This is a genomic window from Endozoicomonas euniceicola, assembly GCF_025562755.1.
Lineage (GTDB): Bacteria > Pseudomonadota > Gammaproteobacteria > Pseudomonadales > Endozoicomonadaceae > Endozoicomonas_A > Endozoicomonas_A euniceicola.
This window is the reverse complement of the sequence record NZ_CP103300.1, coordinates 2,560,889-2,576,835: the sequence shown is the minus strand read 5'-3', so window position 1 is coordinate 2,576,835 and position 15,947 is coordinate 2,560,889. Positions and strand designations below refer to the sequence as shown.

At 48.6% G+C, this 15,947-nt stretch carries 14 protein-coding genes and 1 pseudogene; 8 read left to right on the top strand and 7 right to left on the bottom strand.

Annotated features, from left to right (window positions below):
• The first annotated feature begins 48 nt into the window (after positions 1-48).
• The 3 genes from NX720_RS09845 (at position 49) to deoA (ending at position 2,802) form a co-directional block, all read left to right on the top strand.
• Positions 49-432 (top strand): IS66 family transposase, encoded by a 384-nt coding sequence (locus tag NX720_RS09845; protein WP_404831086.1) that lies wholly within the window; start codon positions 49-51, stop codon positions 430-432.
• A gap of 275 nt (positions 433-707) precedes the next feature.
• On the top strand, positions 708-1,481 hold the full coding sequence (gene deoC / locus NX720_RS09840) for a deoxyribose-phosphate aldolase (RefSeq protein ID WP_262600940.1): 774 nt from the start codon (positions 708-710) through the stop codon (positions 1,479-1,481).
• A 1-nt stretch (position 1,482) separates the two neighbouring features.
• Entirely contained in the window at positions 1,483-2,802 is a 1,320-nt protein-coding gene (gene deoA, locus NX720_RS09835) for a thymidine phosphorylase (RefSeq protein ID WP_262600939.1), read from the top strand.
• 73 nt (positions 2,803-2,875) lie between these two features.
• Here deoA and NX720_RS09830 read toward each other — a convergent pair whose 3' ends face one another.
• A complete protein-coding gene (locus NX720_RS09830) occupies positions 2,876-3,244 on the bottom strand; it encodes a response regulator (RefSeq protein ID WP_262600938.1) in 369 nt (122 codons plus the stop codon).
• 3 nt (positions 3,245-3,247) lie between these two features.
• Positions 3,248-5,035 carry a CHASE domain-containing protein gene (locus NX720_RS09825; RefSeq protein WP_262600937.1) on the bottom strand — a complete coding sequence of 596 codons (1,788 nt, stop codon included), beginning with the start codon at positions 5,033-5,035 and terminating at the stop codon, positions 3,248-3,250.
• Positions 5,036-5,300: 265 nt separating this feature from the next.
• On the opposite strand from NX720_RS09825, the gene NX720_RS09820 reads away from it, so the two are divergent.
• Positions 5,301-6,518 carry a phosphopentomutase gene (locus NX720_RS09820; RefSeq protein WP_262600936.1) on the top strand — a complete coding sequence of 406 codons (1,218 nt, stop codon included), beginning with the start codon at positions 5,301-5,303 and terminating at the stop codon, positions 6,516-6,518.
• A 71-nt stretch (positions 6,519-6,589) separates the two neighbouring features.
• Positions 6,590-7,243: a purine-nucleoside phosphorylase gene (deoD, locus tag NX720_RS09815; protein WP_262601561.1), complete on the top strand. Its 654-nt coding sequence runs from the start codon at positions 6,590-6,592 to the stop codon at positions 7,241-7,243.
• Here deoD and NX720_RS09810 read toward each other — a convergent pair.
• Positions 7,189-8,292 carry a bifunctional UDP-sugar hydrolase/5'-nucleotidase gene (locus NX720_RS09810; protein WP_262600935.1) on the bottom strand — a complete coding sequence of 368 codons (1,104 nt, stop codon included), beginning with the start codon at positions 8,290-8,292 and terminating at the stop codon, positions 7,189-7,191. The genes deoD and NX720_RS09810 overlap by 55 nt on opposite strands.
• A 227-nt stretch (positions 8,293-8,519) precedes the next feature.
• Between NX720_RS09810 and ushA the strand changes: the two genes are divergently transcribed.
• Positions 8,520-10,166: a bifunctional UDP-sugar hydrolase/5'-nucleotidase UshA gene (ushA, locus tag NX720_RS09805; protein WP_262600934.1), complete on the top strand. Its 1,647-nt coding sequence runs from the start codon at positions 8,520-8,522 to the stop codon at positions 10,164-10,166.
• Between the two features lie 57 nt (positions 10,167-10,223).
• Here the strand turns inward: ushA and NX720_RS27060 are convergent, their stop codons facing one another.
• Together NX720_RS27060 and NX720_RS09795 are read right to left on the bottom strand one after the other, a co-directional pair.
• Complete coding sequence (locus NX720_RS27060; protein WP_404831062.1) at positions 10,224-10,349, bottom strand: VF530 family DNA-binding protein; 126 nt, start codon at positions 10,347-10,349, stop codon at positions 10,224-10,226.
• A 173-nt stretch (positions 10,350-10,522) separates the two neighbouring features.
• Positions 10,523-11,140 (bottom strand): annotated as a pseudogene (locus NX720_RS09795) (outer membrane protein OmpK); the annotation flags it as partial.
• A gap of 96 nt (positions 11,141-11,236) precedes the next feature.
• Here NX720_RS09795 and tnpC point away from each other — a divergent pair.
• Entirely contained in the window at positions 11,237-12,763 is a 1,527-nt protein-coding gene (gene tnpC, locus NX720_RS09790) for an IS66 family transposase (protein ID WP_262600933.1), read from the top strand.
• Here tnpC and NX720_RS09785 read toward each other — a convergent pair.
• A complete protein-coding gene (locus NX720_RS09785; RefSeq protein ID WP_262600932.1) occupies positions 12,714-12,920 on the bottom strand; it encodes a hypothetical protein in 207 nt (68 codons plus the stop codon). The two genes, tnpC and NX720_RS09785, sit on opposite strands and share 50 nt — an antisense overlap.
• A 718-nt stretch (positions 12,921-13,638) precedes the next feature.
• On the opposite strand from NX720_RS09785, the gene NX720_RS09780 reads away from it, so the two are divergent.
• Positions 13,639-14,949 carry a hypothetical protein gene (locus tag NX720_RS09780; protein ID WP_262600931.1) on the top strand — a complete coding sequence of 437 codons (1,311 nt, stop codon included), beginning with the start codon at positions 13,639-13,641 and terminating at the stop codon, positions 14,947-14,949.
• Between the two features lie 18 nt (positions 14,950-14,967).
• Here NX720_RS09780 and NX720_RS09775 read toward each other — a convergent pair whose 3' ends face one another.
• Positions 14,968-15,708 (bottom strand): TrmB family transcriptional regulator, encoded by a 741-nt coding sequence (locus NX720_RS09775; protein ID WP_262600930.1) that lies wholly within the window; start codon positions 15,706-15,708, stop codon positions 14,968-14,970.
• Between the last annotated feature and the right edge of the window lie 239 nt (positions 15,709-15,947).

Genomic DNA, 15,947 nt, shown 5'->3' with positions numbered 1-15,947 from the left:
ACTCGTTCACCGAACGTTTTTTGATGGATATAATGTCAACTCTACGCGATAGAAGATGAAATAAAAGCACTGTCGGCAGCGGACAAGCGACAGCACCGGCAAACAAGAAGCAAGCCGTTACTGGACGACCTCCGTGCCTGGCTGGAGAAAAACATTGAACGCGTCAACCCCGGTAGCCTGGTGCATACAGCCATGGGCTATGCCCTGAACCAGTGGCCGCAACTAGTCGTCTATTGTGAAGACGGGCAGCTGAACATCAGTAATGCAGCCGCAGAGAATGCCATCCGCCCCTTCACTGTTGGCCGAAAAAACTGGCTCTTTGCTGATACCCCAAAAGGTGCTCGGGCAAGTGCTATCTACTACAGCCTGATTGAAAGTTCGAAGGTTAATGACCTGGAGCCATTTGCTTACTTGCCCCCTGTGTCAGCATAGTTGTCGCCTGATTTTTTATGATAGTGGTTGTCCGCTACCACCCAAAAAAGTTAGAAAAATTAGATAAATTAATCAAAAATTAGATAGAATGCTTGCAGGCTGCGTCATACAAGGTTTTTCTAAGCTTTCTATCTAAATTTAAGTTAGATGTATTTATATGTATGTGAAATTCCGACAGAATGCCAGGGCAGAATATTCTGGCCGGATAACAGCACCTTTCCCAACCCTTTCCTCTCTGTTGTCGCGGCTTTAGCCGTTTCCATAGGACAAAACACATGACCGACCTCACCGCTACCAGTCGCCAGGCGCTTCAGCTGATGGACCTGACTTCCCTGAATGAGAACGACACGCCGCAGATTATTATCGACCTGTGCCACAAGGCGAAAACCGCCGCTGGCAATACGGCTGCCGTGTGTGTTTATCCCCGCTTTGTGCCGGTTGCCAAAAAGACCCTGAAAGCGCTGGGTCTGAATGACGTGACCGTTGCAACAGTGACCAACTTTCCGGCTGGTGGCAATGACATCGACATCGCCGTGACTGAAACCCGTGCTGCCATCGCCTATGGCGCAGACGAAGTAGACGTTGTATTCCCGTACAAAGCTTTTATGGACGGTGATGAAACCGTGGGACATGAGCTGGTGGCTCAGTGCAAAAAAGTCTGTGGCGACGTGATGCTGAAAGTCATCATTGAAACCGGCGAGCTGAAAGACCCGGCACTGATTCGTCGTGCCAGCGAGATCAGTATCGAAGCGGGTGCTGACTTTATTAAAACCTCTACCGGTAAGGTCGCTGTTAATGCGACGCCGGAATCTGCCCGTATCATGCTGGAAGCCATTCGTGACAGTGGTAAGCAGAACGTGGGTTTCAAGCCTGCCGGTGGCATTCGTACTGCTGAAGATGCTGCTGAGCACCTGGCTATTGCCGCAGACATTATGGGCGCGCAGTGGATTAACCGTGACCACTATCGTTTTGGTGCCAGCAGCCTGCTCGGAAGCCTGCTGACTGCCCTTGGTTTGCAGGAAGCTCAGGAAGATACAGGAGCTTACTGAGATGTTTTTGCCACAGGAAGTGATCCGTCGTAAGCGTGAAGGCGAAGCTCTGACCGCTGATGAGATCAGGCACTTTGTGCGTGGTGTGACAGACAGCAGTGTTTCTGAAGGTCAGGTCGCCGCGCTGGCAATGGCTATTTATTTTCAGGGTATGAATATTGACGAGCGTGTGGCGCTGACCTGTGCCATGCGTGACTCCGGCGAAGTGCTGGAATGGGCATCAGCCAACCTGAACGGCCCTGTTCTGGACAAGCACTCCACCGGTGGCGTGGGTGATGTTGTCAGCCTGATGCTGGGGCCGATGATTGCTGCCTGTGGGGGTTATGTCCCGATGATTTCCGGACGTGGCCTCGGGCATACGGGTGGAACTCTGGATAAGCTGGACAGTATCCCCGGCTATAACACCCAGGCTTCTGAAGCACTTCTGTGCAAGGTGGTTAAGGAGGCGGGAGTTGCCATTGTTGGCCAGACCGGAGAGCTGGCACCGGCCGACAAACGCATTTATGGCATTCGTGATGTCACGGCCACCGTTGAATCCATCGATATGATTACTTCATCCATTCTGGCGAAAAAGCTGGCTGAAGGTCTGGATGCCCTGGTGATGGATGTCAAAGTGGGTAGTGGTGCCTTTATGCCAACTTTTGAAAAGTCCGTTGAGTTGGCTGAAAGCATTGTTCAGGTGGCGAATGGGGCTGGCGTAAAAACCACGGCGCTGCTAACGGATATGAATCAGTGCCTGGCTTCCAGCGCCGGTAATGCCGTTGAAGTGCGGGAAGCGGTTCAGTTTTTAACGGGCGACTTCCGTAACAAACGGTTGCTGGAAGTGACTATGGCACAATCGGTGGAGTTGCTGATGTCTGGTGGTCTGGCATCCGATGCCACAGAAGCCCGTGACAAACTGCAGGTCGTTCTGGATAACGGTAAAGCAGCGGACGTTTTTGGCCGGATGGTGTCCGGGCTGGGTGGACCTGCTGATTTCGTCGAGAATCATGATCGCTACCTGCCCGCAGCGGCCATCTGCAAGCCGGTTTATCCACAGGCCTCAGGCTTTGTGACGGCAATGGACACCCGTAATGTGGGCATGGCAGTGGTTCAGCTTGGTGGTGGTCGGTCTAATCCTGCTGACACACTGGATTACAGTGTCGGTATAACGGATATCTGTCGTCTGGGTGACCCGCTGGATCCGTCAACACCGTTAGCCATGCTGCACGCTCGTGATGAGTCATCCTGGCAGGCAGCCGCAGATAGGCTGCAACGTGCTGTCAGTCTGGGGAATCAGAAGCCGGAGTCCCGGCCCTGTGTTTATCGGCAGGTTGGTTGACTGCTATGAAATGCCCGACAGGGATTGTCGGGTGAATCGTCGGGTGAATTGCTGGATGAATTGTCGGGCTGTATCAGTTTATGGAGGTATTGACGGCATCCAGCAGTTCTTCTGCCAGAAACGGTTTGCTCAGAATGGCGGTAAACAGTTTGGGCGGGCAGAATGACTTGATGCGGCTCGCATCGCCAATGCGCCCTCCTCCAGTCATGCCCAGAACCGGTAGAGCTGGGTTGTCTTTGCGTATGGTGTGAGCCAGCTGGTTACCGTCCATTTCCGCCATCATGATATCGGTAATGGCGAGGTCAAAAGGCTCTTTAATATGAGGCACGGCATAAATGGCATCACTGTATTCCGCTACCTGAAAACCTTCAGATTCAAGAATCTCCCTGACAGATTCCCGAAAGGGTTGATCATCATCAATCAGTAAAATCCTTTTTGTCATGGTTTAGCTCCTTGTCAGTGGGATGGAAATGGTAAAGCAGGTGCCTTTATTGGCAGCGGTCCTGAAACTGATCTCGCCCTCATTCTCCTGAACCATGCTGTAACACATGGACAACCCCAGCCCGGTGCCTTTGCCCACTGCCTTGGACGTGAAGAAGGGCTCGAATATTTTGCTCTGATAGTGCTCCGGAATGCCTGAGCCCGTGTCCTCAATTTCAAGTACACCGTTACCCTCTTTGATAGAGCTGCGCAGAGTAATGATTTTTTCTTCTGCATCTTCCAGGGCGTCCCGGGCATTGGTGAGAAGGTTGGCAATGATCTGTCCCAGTTGAACCGGTGAGGCATAGATATAAATATCCGGAGACAACTCTTTTTTGAGTTCGATTCTGTTCATCATCAGGTCTTCTTTTATCAGCACTTCAGCTTTGCGAATCACCTGATTGAGTTCGATGCTGGTTTGGTCTCCGGGCTTGGCGTCACGGCTGATAATACGGAGGGAATCCATGATCTCCTTGGCACGCACGGCCTGATCTCTGATCCCTCCGACAAGCTTTAAGCTTTTGTCATAATCCCGCTGCTCCAGAGCTTTTGGCAGCATCTGGCACTTGAGAAGAATGGTGCCAAGGGGTTGGCTCAGTTCATGGCCGATACCGGCAGACATTTCGCCCAGTGAAGCCATTTTGTTCGCTTCGATCAATTTATCCTGGAGGTCTTTGCTGGCCTTCTGTGCCTGAACCAGGTCTCTGGTTTGCTCTTTTACTTTGCGATGAATGATGCCGTTACGCTTAAGTAACATCCCTGCATAGATGGTCATCAGGGTGGTGAACAGAATCCCGAACAGTAATACGACGAAAGGGAGTGGTGAGATATTGCTGGAAATATAATGGTGGGATGGGTGGGAGGTTACGCTCCATTGACGACCCAGCAGGACAGGAAGGTCTTTTTCGTAATGGTACGGCTGCTCATGGTGTTCAAGGTGATCGTGTTCGTCTTCAGAAAAATTTTCAGCCAGTCTGTCAATGTTCTGGTCTGTTTTATCGATCATGACCATGTGAATGTTGGAAGTCTGCCCGGCCACTCTGGATTGTTTGAACAGGGCGTTAGTCTTGTAAACCCCCAGTACAAAGCCAGCCAGGTTTTCCCTGCGGTCAGCAAGGGTGTCGTGCGCCCCCGTGTAAACCGGCATCACGGCTAGAAAGGCTTTTTGCCTGGACCTGTCCTGAACCAGTGTAATGCTGGCAGAAGCTTGCGGGAGTCCTGTGTCCCTGGCCGTATCCAGGGTTTTGCGTCGGGCTTTGTTCGAAGCAAGGTCAAATCCCAGTGCCACCTCATTGCCTTTATAGGGTTCTACAAAGTACACAGGAAAGTATTCATCTTTAGGTGGAGCCGGAACCATTGTTCCCTGCTGCTGACGTTGGGTAATTTCAAAATCGGGATAGTGCTTTCTGATGGTCTTTAACAGTTCTGCCTTATTGTCCGGGGTGACTCTGGGAATCCACTCCAGTGCCTGGATATGTGGCAGGTGTTTTAAAATTTCCCGGGTAAGAACCCTGAATTCATCGTGATCAGGAATATGGGCTTTTTCAAAGAAAATGCTCAGGTCGTGCAGTGCTTTAAAGTTTACGGTCAACTCACGATGCAGCGATGTGGTACGCAGATCAACTTCTCTCTGAAAAGAGGTGATCAGGCTTTTCTTTTCCATCTCATAAAGCCAGAAGGCCGCACAAGTTGAAATCGCTAAACCAACAGCCATTAGTAAAGGGGGAATAGCCAGCTCTATTTTATTTCGCATGCGGTTGTCCTTAACCGTGATGCCCGTAACAGGCAGATAACCTGTAAGGTTATAACCAGTAATCGGTTGGTTTCACAGTAAATAAAGAACAACGTCGCTGTCTGCTCTTTTGGGGTATGTAACGCTTTTGGCTTTTGGCTTTTGGCTTTTGGCTGTTAGCTGTAGGGTGGTGTGCTGGGAGTTTTTTGGTCATGAATTACTGCGACGAACAGCACTAATCTGGGTAATAATGAACCATTATGAACAGATGCTTCAGGTGTCACAGATGAAACGAGCTATTGTTCTGGTCATGGATTCTTTTGGTGTAGGTGCCACAGAGGATGCAGACAAATTCGGAGATAAAGGGGCTAACACCATCGGGCATATCGCCAAAGCCTGCGCTGAAGGTAAGGCTGATATTGGTCGCCAGGGGCCTTTAGAGTTACCTGTACTGTCCAGCCTGGGGCTGGTGCATGCCGCCAGAGAATCAGCCGGTGAATTTCCTGTTGGCATGAACACCGATGTCAACATTGTCGGGGCTTACGGACATGCGAAAGAGCTGTCCAGCGGCAAGGACACCCCCAGTGGTCACTGGGAGATGATGGGGGTTCCGGTATTGTATGAATGGGGATACTTCAGGGATCAGGAAAACAGTTTTCCTGCGGAACTGCTCAATGAGATCATGACAAAGGCTGACATTCCCGGTTATCTGGGTAATTGTCACTCGTCGGGTACCGTGATTCTGGAACAACTGGGTGAAGAACACATGCAAACCGGCAGGCCGATTTTCTACACATCGGCCGACAGTGTGTTCCAGATTGCCTGTCATGAAGAAACCTTCGGGCTGGAGCGCCTCTATAAACTCTGTGAGCTGGTCAGAGAGATTCTGGAGCCTTACAATATCGGCCGGGTTATTGCCCGTCCCTTTATCGGTGATGACGCTGGCGATTTCCAGCGCACCGGTAATCGTCGTGATTATTCCGTTTTGCCGCCTTCGCCTACCCTGCTCGATAAACTGGCCGGGATAGGTGGTGAAGTGGTCAGTGTGGGTAAAATTGCCGATATTTTCGCTCATCAGGGCATTACCAAAAAGCTGAAAGCAAACGGCATTGCCGGCTTGTTTGAAACCACCATGCAGGCGTTTGAATCAGCCGGTGACCAGTCCCTGATCTTCACTAACTTTGTTGATTTTGATTCGTCGTTTGGCCATCGTCGTGATGTCGCTGGTTATGCCGCAGCCCTTGAGCAGCTGGATGCCATGCTGCCTCGCCTGCTGAAAGAGATGGAAGACGATGATCTGTTAATTGTCACAGCGGATCATGGTTGTGACCCCACCTGGGCTGGCACTGACCATACCCGTGAGCACATTCCTGTGTTGGTGTTTGGTCGTAAGATCAAGCCGGGTTCCCTGGGACGCCGTGACACTTTTGCGGATATCGGGCAAAGCCTTGCCAGTTATTTTGGACTGGAGCCGATGGAATATGGCACCAGTTTTCTCATTTGATGCTTTTAGAGGTGAAAAAAGTGACTCCTCATATTCACGCCAAACCAGGGGCCTTTGCAGACGTTTGTCTGATGCCTGGCGACCCTCTGCGCGCAAAATACATTGCTGAAACCTTCCTCGAAGGCGCTGAGCTGGTTAACGAAGTTCGTAATATGCTGGGTTATACCGGTGAATATAAAGGTCGCAAGGTGTCTGTGATGGGGTCCGGTATGGGCATCCCTTCCGCATCCATCTATTACAAGGAACTGATTACCGAATACGGTGTAAACAAGCTGATTCGTGTGGGTTCCTGCGGCGCGATTTCTCAGGACGTCAAACTGCGTGACATTGTTATCGGCATGGGTGCCTGTACCGATTCAAAAATTAACCGTATACGTTTCAATGATCATGACTTTGCGGCTATCGCCGACTACGGCCTGTTGGAAAACGCCGTCAATACCGCTCGTGAAAAGAACCTGTCGGTGAAGGTGGGTAACCTGTACTCTGCCGACCTGTTCTACAGTCCCGAGAAAGACATGTTCGATGTGATGGAGCGACACGGCATTCTGGGGGTAGAGATGGAAGCGGCTGGTCTTTATGGCGTCTGCGCTGAATACGGTGCCAAAGGTCTGGCGATCTGCACAACCAGTGACCATATTCGCCGTGGCGAAGCTCTCTCTCCGGAAGATCGTCAGTTGTCGTTTAATGAAATGATTGAAATCGCACTGGATTCTGTTGTGCGGTAATCAGCCACTGATTCATTGGGTGAGCTGATTGATCGAAATGCTGGCTCCTTTAATACGCCAGCATTTCGATCAAGTTTGTAGGGAGCTAACAGTTCCAGCATTTCCGGATCTTCGGGCACAACTTTCTCGTCACCTTCATGATTGACTGGAATCAGCTGATAGTCAGTCATCGATAACAGGCCATTGTTCAGCTCAAAATCAGCCCTGCCAACATATTGCCCCCGGCTGCCAGCCTGAACAATCCAGGTGCCGTTCTGCCGGACGGGCTGGAAAAGGGTGTCTTGTGAATGTCCGCCAACAATCAGGTCATAGCCTTTTACTTTATTAGCAAGAGTGATATCGCCCGGTGAACTGAGGCATCCATTATTGGTTTCAAAATGCCCAAGATGGGTTAGGGCAATCAGCATATCAGCGTCATCACGCAGCATTCTGGCAACAGACCTGCCCGTCCGCACCGGGTCTCTGAAATCAATGCCTATGGTATTTTCCGGGTGACCGTTTCTCAGGGTGTCAGGCGTTGTTATGCCGACGACGGAGACAGTGAACCCGTCGAAATGAAATGTTTTAAACGAGTCAAATTGAGGCTGCCCGGTTTCTGAGTCAAAGACATTAGCTGCCAGCATGGGAAAATCGGCAAGTTCCTGCTGCCTTTTGAGAGTGTTGGGCGGAATATCAAATTCCTGACAGCCAACGACCATGGCATCGTAATCCATCAAATTCATGCCCAGAATATCAGGAATGCCGCTTTGCAGGTCAGGTTCCGGCACACCTTTGTTGATGTTACCGCCAGAGAGCACAAGAACATGTCCGCCTTTGCTTTCGACCTCTTCACGAATGGAGTCTATGAGTGTTTTACGGGCAGCCATGCCCCACTCCCCCTTGTCGTTACGCCAGAACTGACCGCTGTTGTCGTTTGTATGCAACACGGTCAGTTTATGGTTTTTGCCTTCCTCATAGCGACTGTTTTCTACAGCGGACGAGCATCCTGCCAGCAGGGCTGACATGGAAAACAGAGCTGTAATCAGTGAAAGTCGACGAAGAATGGGCATGGTTTGTCTTTACCACTTTAGTTTTAGTACAGGGTGGAATATATCACTGCGGTTCCAAAGAGAGTGTCGGGGGAAGGAAGGTGCTGAGAAAAGTCTGTGTAAAGAGTTTTTAGTATGAAAATAAATTAATCAATAACAAAGACTTATAAAAGCAGTGTCGTTTTCTCGTTCAGTATCAGGGTATCGGAGGGTATTATCCGCCGGTCGTCAACACAGGAGTAAGAACCATGCTCAGACAACGCCTTATGCCTCTATTTTTGACGGGTATTGCATTACTGCTTATCGGCTGTGCGTTCGATCGATCTGCCCCGACATCAGAAAAACTGAAGTCGATACAATTTACCGTTCTCCATACCAACGATAACCATGGAAAGTTCTGGCGCAACCGTCATGGTGAAATGGGGATGGCAGCCCGCAAGACCTTGATTGACGGTATTCGCAGGGAAGTTGAAAACGAAGGAGGAAAGGTACTGGTTCTATCTGCGGGTGATGTGAATACCGGTGTGCCGGAGTCTGATATTCAACAGGCGAAGCCTGATTTTATTGGCATGAATATGATCGGCTACGACGCTATGGCGTTGGGCAACCATGAGTTTGATAACCCCCTGGATGTCCTACTGGAACAGGAACGCTGGGCTGACTTTCCTTTTCTGGCTGCCAATATTTTCTATAAAAACGACGATAAGCTTTTGTTCAAGCCCTACATTATGAAAAACCTGAGAGGGGTTCGGGTCGCCATTCTGGGGCTGACCACTGAAGATACCGAATCTCTGGTTATGCAGGACAACGTGAAAGATATCTATTTCACCGAAGCAGTGGCTACGGCAAAAGGCTGGGTACCCAAGTTGAAACATGAAGAAAAGGCTGATGTTGTGATTGCCCTCACGCATATTGGTCATTACCTTAATGCACGATATGGCTCCAATGCGCCTGGCGATGTGACTCTGGCAAAAGACGTCGATGGCATCGACATTATTGTGGGTGGGCATTCCCAGAACAAACTGGAAAAGCCAGATATCAAGAACAGCACTTATATCTTACAGGCATGGGAATGGGGTAAATACGTAGGGCGAGCTGACTTCGAGTACTACTATGTTGATAACTTTGATGGGAAAGGTAACCGTGGTGGTGTATTAAAAATGGTCAACTATCGGTTGATTCCTGTGAACCTGAAAAAGCAGGTGCTGGTGGATGGCAAAAGTGAGTGGGTCAACATTGAGCCGGAGATTCCGGAAGATCCCGATGTCTTAAAAGTGCTGAGGGTTTATCAGGATAAAGCATCAAAATTGTTGCTGAGAAAAGTGGGGTCACTGGATAAAGCCATGCCCGGAGCGCGTGGAGTTGTCCGTAACCGCCCTGCTGCTATGGGGGTGTTAATTGCCAGAGCGCAAATGGAGAAAACAAAAGCAGACCTGGGCGTTGTAAACGGCGGAGGCATCCGAACCGGCCTGTCTGCGGGCAATATTACTGAAAAGGATATTTTAAGTGTTCAGCCATTTGGCAATATGGTCTGCTTCGTGGAGATGAATGGCGCAGAGCTGAAGCATTTTATAGAAGACATTGCCAGTATTGAGCCGGGTAATGGTGGCTTCGCCCATTTCAGTAACAATGTTCGTCTGACCATCTCGGGTGGCAATAAACTGACCCGGCTGGAAATCAATGGCAAGCCGGTGCAGAAAGACAAAATCTATCGACTGTCGCTCAATGAATTCTCAGCCAGTGGTGGTGATAAATGGCCTGAAATTGATACCAACCCGACGTTCATCAATACCGGCTATACCGATGCCGTGGTGCTGAAGGAATACATTCAGAAACATGCACCGTTGAAGCGGATTAATTTTGAGCCGCAGGCGGGGGACATCGTCAGGAAGTAAGGCTTGAGGCGTTGTTTTATACCCTCATCCCTGGGGTAATGAAAAGCGATTGAATGATTAATCAGCCGCAAATGTTTCTATATAAAGCTTTTCGACTTTTTCTCGCACCCACGGGGTGCGGCGAAGAAACTTGAGGCTGGATTTAACCGAAGGCTCGTGGGTAAAACACCTGATATTGATCATTTGCCCGAGGCGTTTCCAGCCAAAGTGTAACTGAAGGTCGGTGACAATTTTTTCAGGGTAATTCCGTGAAGGGGGTTGTTAGGTTGTTGCAACTGCATATCGGCTCAGCCCTATTTTAAAAGTAAAAAAAATGCTCCCGAAGTGGGAGCATTTTTTCAATCAATACACATCGATCAGAAGTTGTACTTCAGAGTATAGATGACACCGTCCTGATAAGTGGCACTTCCCAGCTTGTCATCAGCGTAGCGGTATTGCAGACCTGCCGTGATGTGGTTGGTTGCGTTCCACCACAGGGCAACAGCGCCGTTATGACCTGTTTTTCTGGCTTTACCATTCTTTTGCAGATACTTGGAGTTGCGATCGAACTCATACTCGTGCCAGTTGGTGACCATGAAGTCTTCGCCCATGGCTTTAAAGTTATAACCGGCTACCCAGCCCAGCATGTAACCATTGTTACCGCTGAAATAGGTGGTTTCTGCATTGTGCAGGGCAAGAACGGGTTTGAAGAAGTAGTTGTCACTGGTAAAGTTATAGCCGAAGCCAACGAAACGGTTTTGCTCATTAAAGCCGCTGGTGTTCAGATCGTAGATCTGACCAAACAGGTTAAAGCCAGAGTCACCCAGCTTGATGCGGGTATTACCTTTTATAGCTACACGTCGGCCGTTGATAATTTTGGTGCCATTAGGGCGTGTACCGATCACTCGGTCATTACTTTTAGTAGGGTTTTCTATATCGATAAAACCATACACCTCACCCCAGGTAAAACCGGCGCCACCCTCAGCTTCCAGGTAGGTAAAGTCTTGTAACTATTCAGCCCCCAAACGATAGACTGGAATTTTTGTGATTTTGTGCCATTTTGAAAGACAGTTTTCAGGCATCTGCACGTCATGAGTCAACCTGCTCCCGAATTCCAGATTATCGTCGCTCTCCTTACTGCTGTGAATGAGCAACAGGAGCAGATTACTTGTTTGAGTGAGCAGGTTTCAAAACTGGAAGCAGAGAACAAGGAGTTAAGCGACAGGCTTAACACCAACAGCAGGAACAGTAGCAAGCCTCCTTCTACGGATGGTTATGCCAAGCCTTCCGCCAAGAAAAAAGACTCATCTGGTACGACGCCAGACCCGGACAGTGATCCTAAAGGCGAAAAGCCCAACCCCAAAAGCTTACGAGAGAAATCTGGTCGCAAGCCCGGTGGTCAAAGAGGTCATAAAGGCTCTACGCTTAGGCAGGTCGAAGACCCTGGGCGCACCCAATACCATCCGGTTATAGACTGCGAGAACTGCCATCGTTCATTACGTTCTTCTAAAATCGTCAAGCTAATCGAAAGGCAGGTATTTGAACCTGGTCGTTTTGGTCACTTTGAAGTCACGGCTCATGTAGCGGAAGTCAAAAAGTGTGAATGCGGTCATGTAACCCTCGGCAGCTTCCCGGAAGGCGTTGACTCCCATGTTCAGTATGGACCTGCTACCCAGGCGCTGGCGGTGTATCTCTGCCAGTACCAGTTGGTGCCATACAAACGCGCTTCCCAGTTTTTCCTGGATATTTACGGGCTGGAAGTCAGTCCGGTTTCCATTTGTATGTTCCAGGAAAATGCCTATGATCAACTGGCCAGCACCGAGCAGGTAATTGTCGATGCTCTTAAGAACGCACCCATTGCTGGTGCCGATGAGACAGGCATGCGGGTGGCTGGTTCGCTATGGTGGATGCACGTTCTGCGTAGTGAAAAATGGACGCTGTATCACCTTGATCCCAGTAAAGGCCACTCTGCCATTGAGTCAATGGGCGTTTTGCTGACTTTTGCCGGAATACTGGTTCATGACCATTACAAGGCTTACTTCCGCTATGCCGCTCTTCATGTGCTGTGCAACGCTCATCACCTGAGGGAGTTACAGGGTGTTGTTGACCGGGATTGCAACCATCTGGCTGTACGCCTTCAGCGGATGCTAAGGCTGGCTTGGCATCTCAGCAACGGTTTCAAAAAAATTGGCATGGAGGCGATGCCAGAGACGATTCGCCAACGGATTAGTTCACTGTTCGAGCGGACTGCGAAAAGGGCTCAGGCCGAGGAAGCCGAATATATGGAACGCCTACGGCAACGGCGGGGCGACGACAAAGTGAGAAATACGAAAGCCTTTAACCTGTTCAAGCGACTGGTGAAATTCAAGGAAGCAACCTTGAGGTTCATGACTGACTTCAGAATACCCTTCGACAACAATGGCAGTGAGCGAGACATCCGGAATGGTAAGGTAAAACAGAAAATATCGGGATGTATCCGAAGTAAGAAAGGGGCGGAATGGTATAGCCGCATCCGAAGTTATGTCTCATCGGCGAGAAAGCAGGGACATAACGTTTTTGAAGCCTTGCTTATTGCGATGAAGAATTACAGCGATCAACCTTTGCTGGGTGCTGAATAGTTACAAAGTCTTTCTTTTCAGTATTCTTTTCGGTCTTGCTGCTCCAGTCCAGATAGCTGATGCTGACATTACCAAAGCCGTACAGGTAGTCAGCGCTGGCGGTGGCAGCAGCGGTCATTGTTGCCAGAGCGATAGTAGCGTTACGCAGCAGTTTCATGGGGTGCCCGTTCTCGGTGTGTCGAGTGATGTAGATTGTGTGTCAGCCACGGGAGGCATTGTCAGTATGGACGACAGATGCTGGTTGTGGTCAAAATTGGTCGTGCAAATTTATAGAGTTTGTAAATGAATAGGCATGGTTGATTTCCGATTAATCGGACTAAAGAATAGACGATTCAACGAAGCTGTATAGTGCGAAACGGTCAGCAAGCTGAGTGATTCTATCTGAATCATTGTGGTCAGTTCTTGTTTGAATATTAACGATCTTCGCAAGTTCTGAATCTGCGTTCTCTTATTTTGCATTGTCGGTATTCAGGGGGAGTTTTGTTTAAAAAAATTAACGGTATGGCTTTGACCATTCAGGAGCAGAATAACTGGACTATGCTTTAGCGTTTTCGCCGTAAGTCCCTTACTTTGAGTGAGGGGATATAAGGCGGGAATGCGTAGAGCGTTCCGGTTGGGTTTTTGACATAGCTATTTACCTGCTCTATCTTGATGCCTGCTTTAGTTGGACGTTATCGAAAACCAAGTGATGGCCAACATTACAAAGCCCGGAATTTAATATTAAACCGGATGGGCAAGCCGGTTCTGCTGATGGAGGCTTCTGTGTAAGTCCAGTCGCTATAGACTGGCTGTAGCCTGTGAAGTCAGAAGCACCCTGCTTTAGCTGTGGGGGAGCCATTTCACCGCCTGTGATTATAACTTTCAGCAAAAATGCGATGTTTAACAAAAAATCATTAGCGTGCCATATTTCAGTGGCCTGTCTTGTTGCTTCGGGATTTGCCAGATCTTCAACCTCTTCCACAGAGGTTGCTGAAGTCAAAAGCCCGGCGATTTACGCCATGGCTTTAATGCCTGCCATCAATACCCTGTTGCCGTGGCTATCTGATAAAAATAGAATCTACCCACAGAGCAGTGAGCCTCCGGTCTATAACGGGAATGATGTTTTAGCTCCGTTTCAGGAGCGAAGGTTAGATTTAAGTACGGTTCCTTCTTGCCGGCAGTATTCCGATTTGAGTCATTGTTCAGCAGTCGAGTTATTTTCTAAACCAGAGCTGTGGCTCAGTGTTAATGAAGAGGGCGTTCTTGTTTTCATTATTGTGGAGATTGATGAACTTGGTAATCCGCACATAAAAAAGCTGAAAACCAATGTTCTGGTTAGCGATTCAAATGCCAGGGATTTTATACGGCAACTGATGGAGTATTCAAATGTCGTCATTGATTCAGAGATTTTCAGGCAGCTTGCTCAAAAGCAGAAGCAATCCGGCTCAGAAAGCAGTAATCATGACCTGTTTTCCGGAATAAATTCTGCTATTCAGAGTCCGGCAGACAAAAAACGTAGAGTGAAGTTCCGTTATGACGAAGAGTATTACGCAGAGAACGTTGTAATCAGGAATGAAGCTCGCCCAAGCCATCAAATAACCATCAGCGAAGGGCCTCAGACGCTTGGTGAGTTTGTCAATTACATCAATACCATGCTGCGGCATTTGTCACTCAAGTTATTGCTACCGGAAATTTTAGAATTTTTGCGAAACCTGGTTGATAGTAGCGGAGACGATGCACGGCAGCAGTTGACATTCAGACGACATATAACATTTATAAAGAACGTGATTGATGCGAGTGCGTATTTCCCAGAACAGATTGAGCAAATGATTGATGATGAGCTTAGGAAGTTGCAAGAAAAACATCAATATATCACTAATCTTGAGCACTTCTGGTGGTGGACAGTTTATATTTTTGAGCAATCTGAGATGACATGGGCTGCTGAAAAATATATGAAAGGTTTGCTGAGTATCTGGCCTGGTAATCTTAATCTTGCTGATGCCCTTGTCTGGCATCTTATTCACGAAAAGAAAGTTACCGATGCTCGTAATTTAGTGAATAGGTGGGAGCGAAAAAAGCGATTTGGTCGTGACTTAATCGGCAGGTTTCGCAGGATATTAGATAAGCGCAGTATAAAAAAAATACAGTCCAGGGCCTACTCAAATTTCAGGCCTTTTTCTGATATTACCAAAGGCCATTCATTATAAATCGAATAGTAGACAGGTTTACAGAGTATTCCACAGCGTATCAAAGATGATTTGCTGGGTGCTGGCGATTTCGCAGGAGTCAATCACTACGGCAACAGGATAGTTCCGGGAGGCCAGTGAAATCATGGCGACTTTTGGCGGGTAGATGGCAATATAGCTGGCATCTATCTTTCCTTTGGCGTCAATCCACTTGCGTTCAGACAGTCTGGCATCTTCCCCACCCTCTCCGATGGCGATCACCCGCACATTGATTTGTTTGCGAATGCGCTGCTGGGTGTAGTTTGGGAATGGCCGGTACAGATGCTGACGAATGGGTTTGGACGAAAACACCGAATACTGTTTGCCTTCCTGCTGTTCGACTGTATTAAGAATGTCCTTCAGCACCAACTCAATACCAGCGTCACCTTCGTAAAAGCGAACATTGCCCGGATTAAAATCAGGCTTAAGGTGGTTCAGCTGTGGAATCAGGGAATGTTTCATCTCTTCAATGCCCTGCTCAAGAGATTGTCGCTTTTCCTCTGCCAGTTCCAGCAGCCTTTCCGGCGGCTCCGCGCAGAAAATCCGTCGCTTTCCTTTGGGGAAATAGCTGACAATGCCCCTGCCTGTCAGACCCTTTAGCGTTTCATAGGTCGTGCCACGGTTAATACCCGCTTCGTCAGCAATATCCCGTATAGAGGCCATACCCATTTTTAACAGAGCCAGGTAAATGCTGACTTCACGGGCGCTCAGCCCCAGTTGTTCCAGTATTTCAAGTTTCATAATTGTCAATTTTTTAATGACAAACACGGTTGTATTTAAGTTGCTATAGGATAAGCTAAAAAAGTTACGGTCAGGAAGTGTCACAAAATAAAATGACAAATATTTCTGATAATACCGAATTACGACTCACGCTGCTTTTAACAAACTGTTTCTGACAGATCATTTGCTTTCCCTCAGTTTTGCCGGGTAACTGGTTTTCAGGTAAATAGTTGTGATGAAGCCCTATGGTTTCGTCAGGC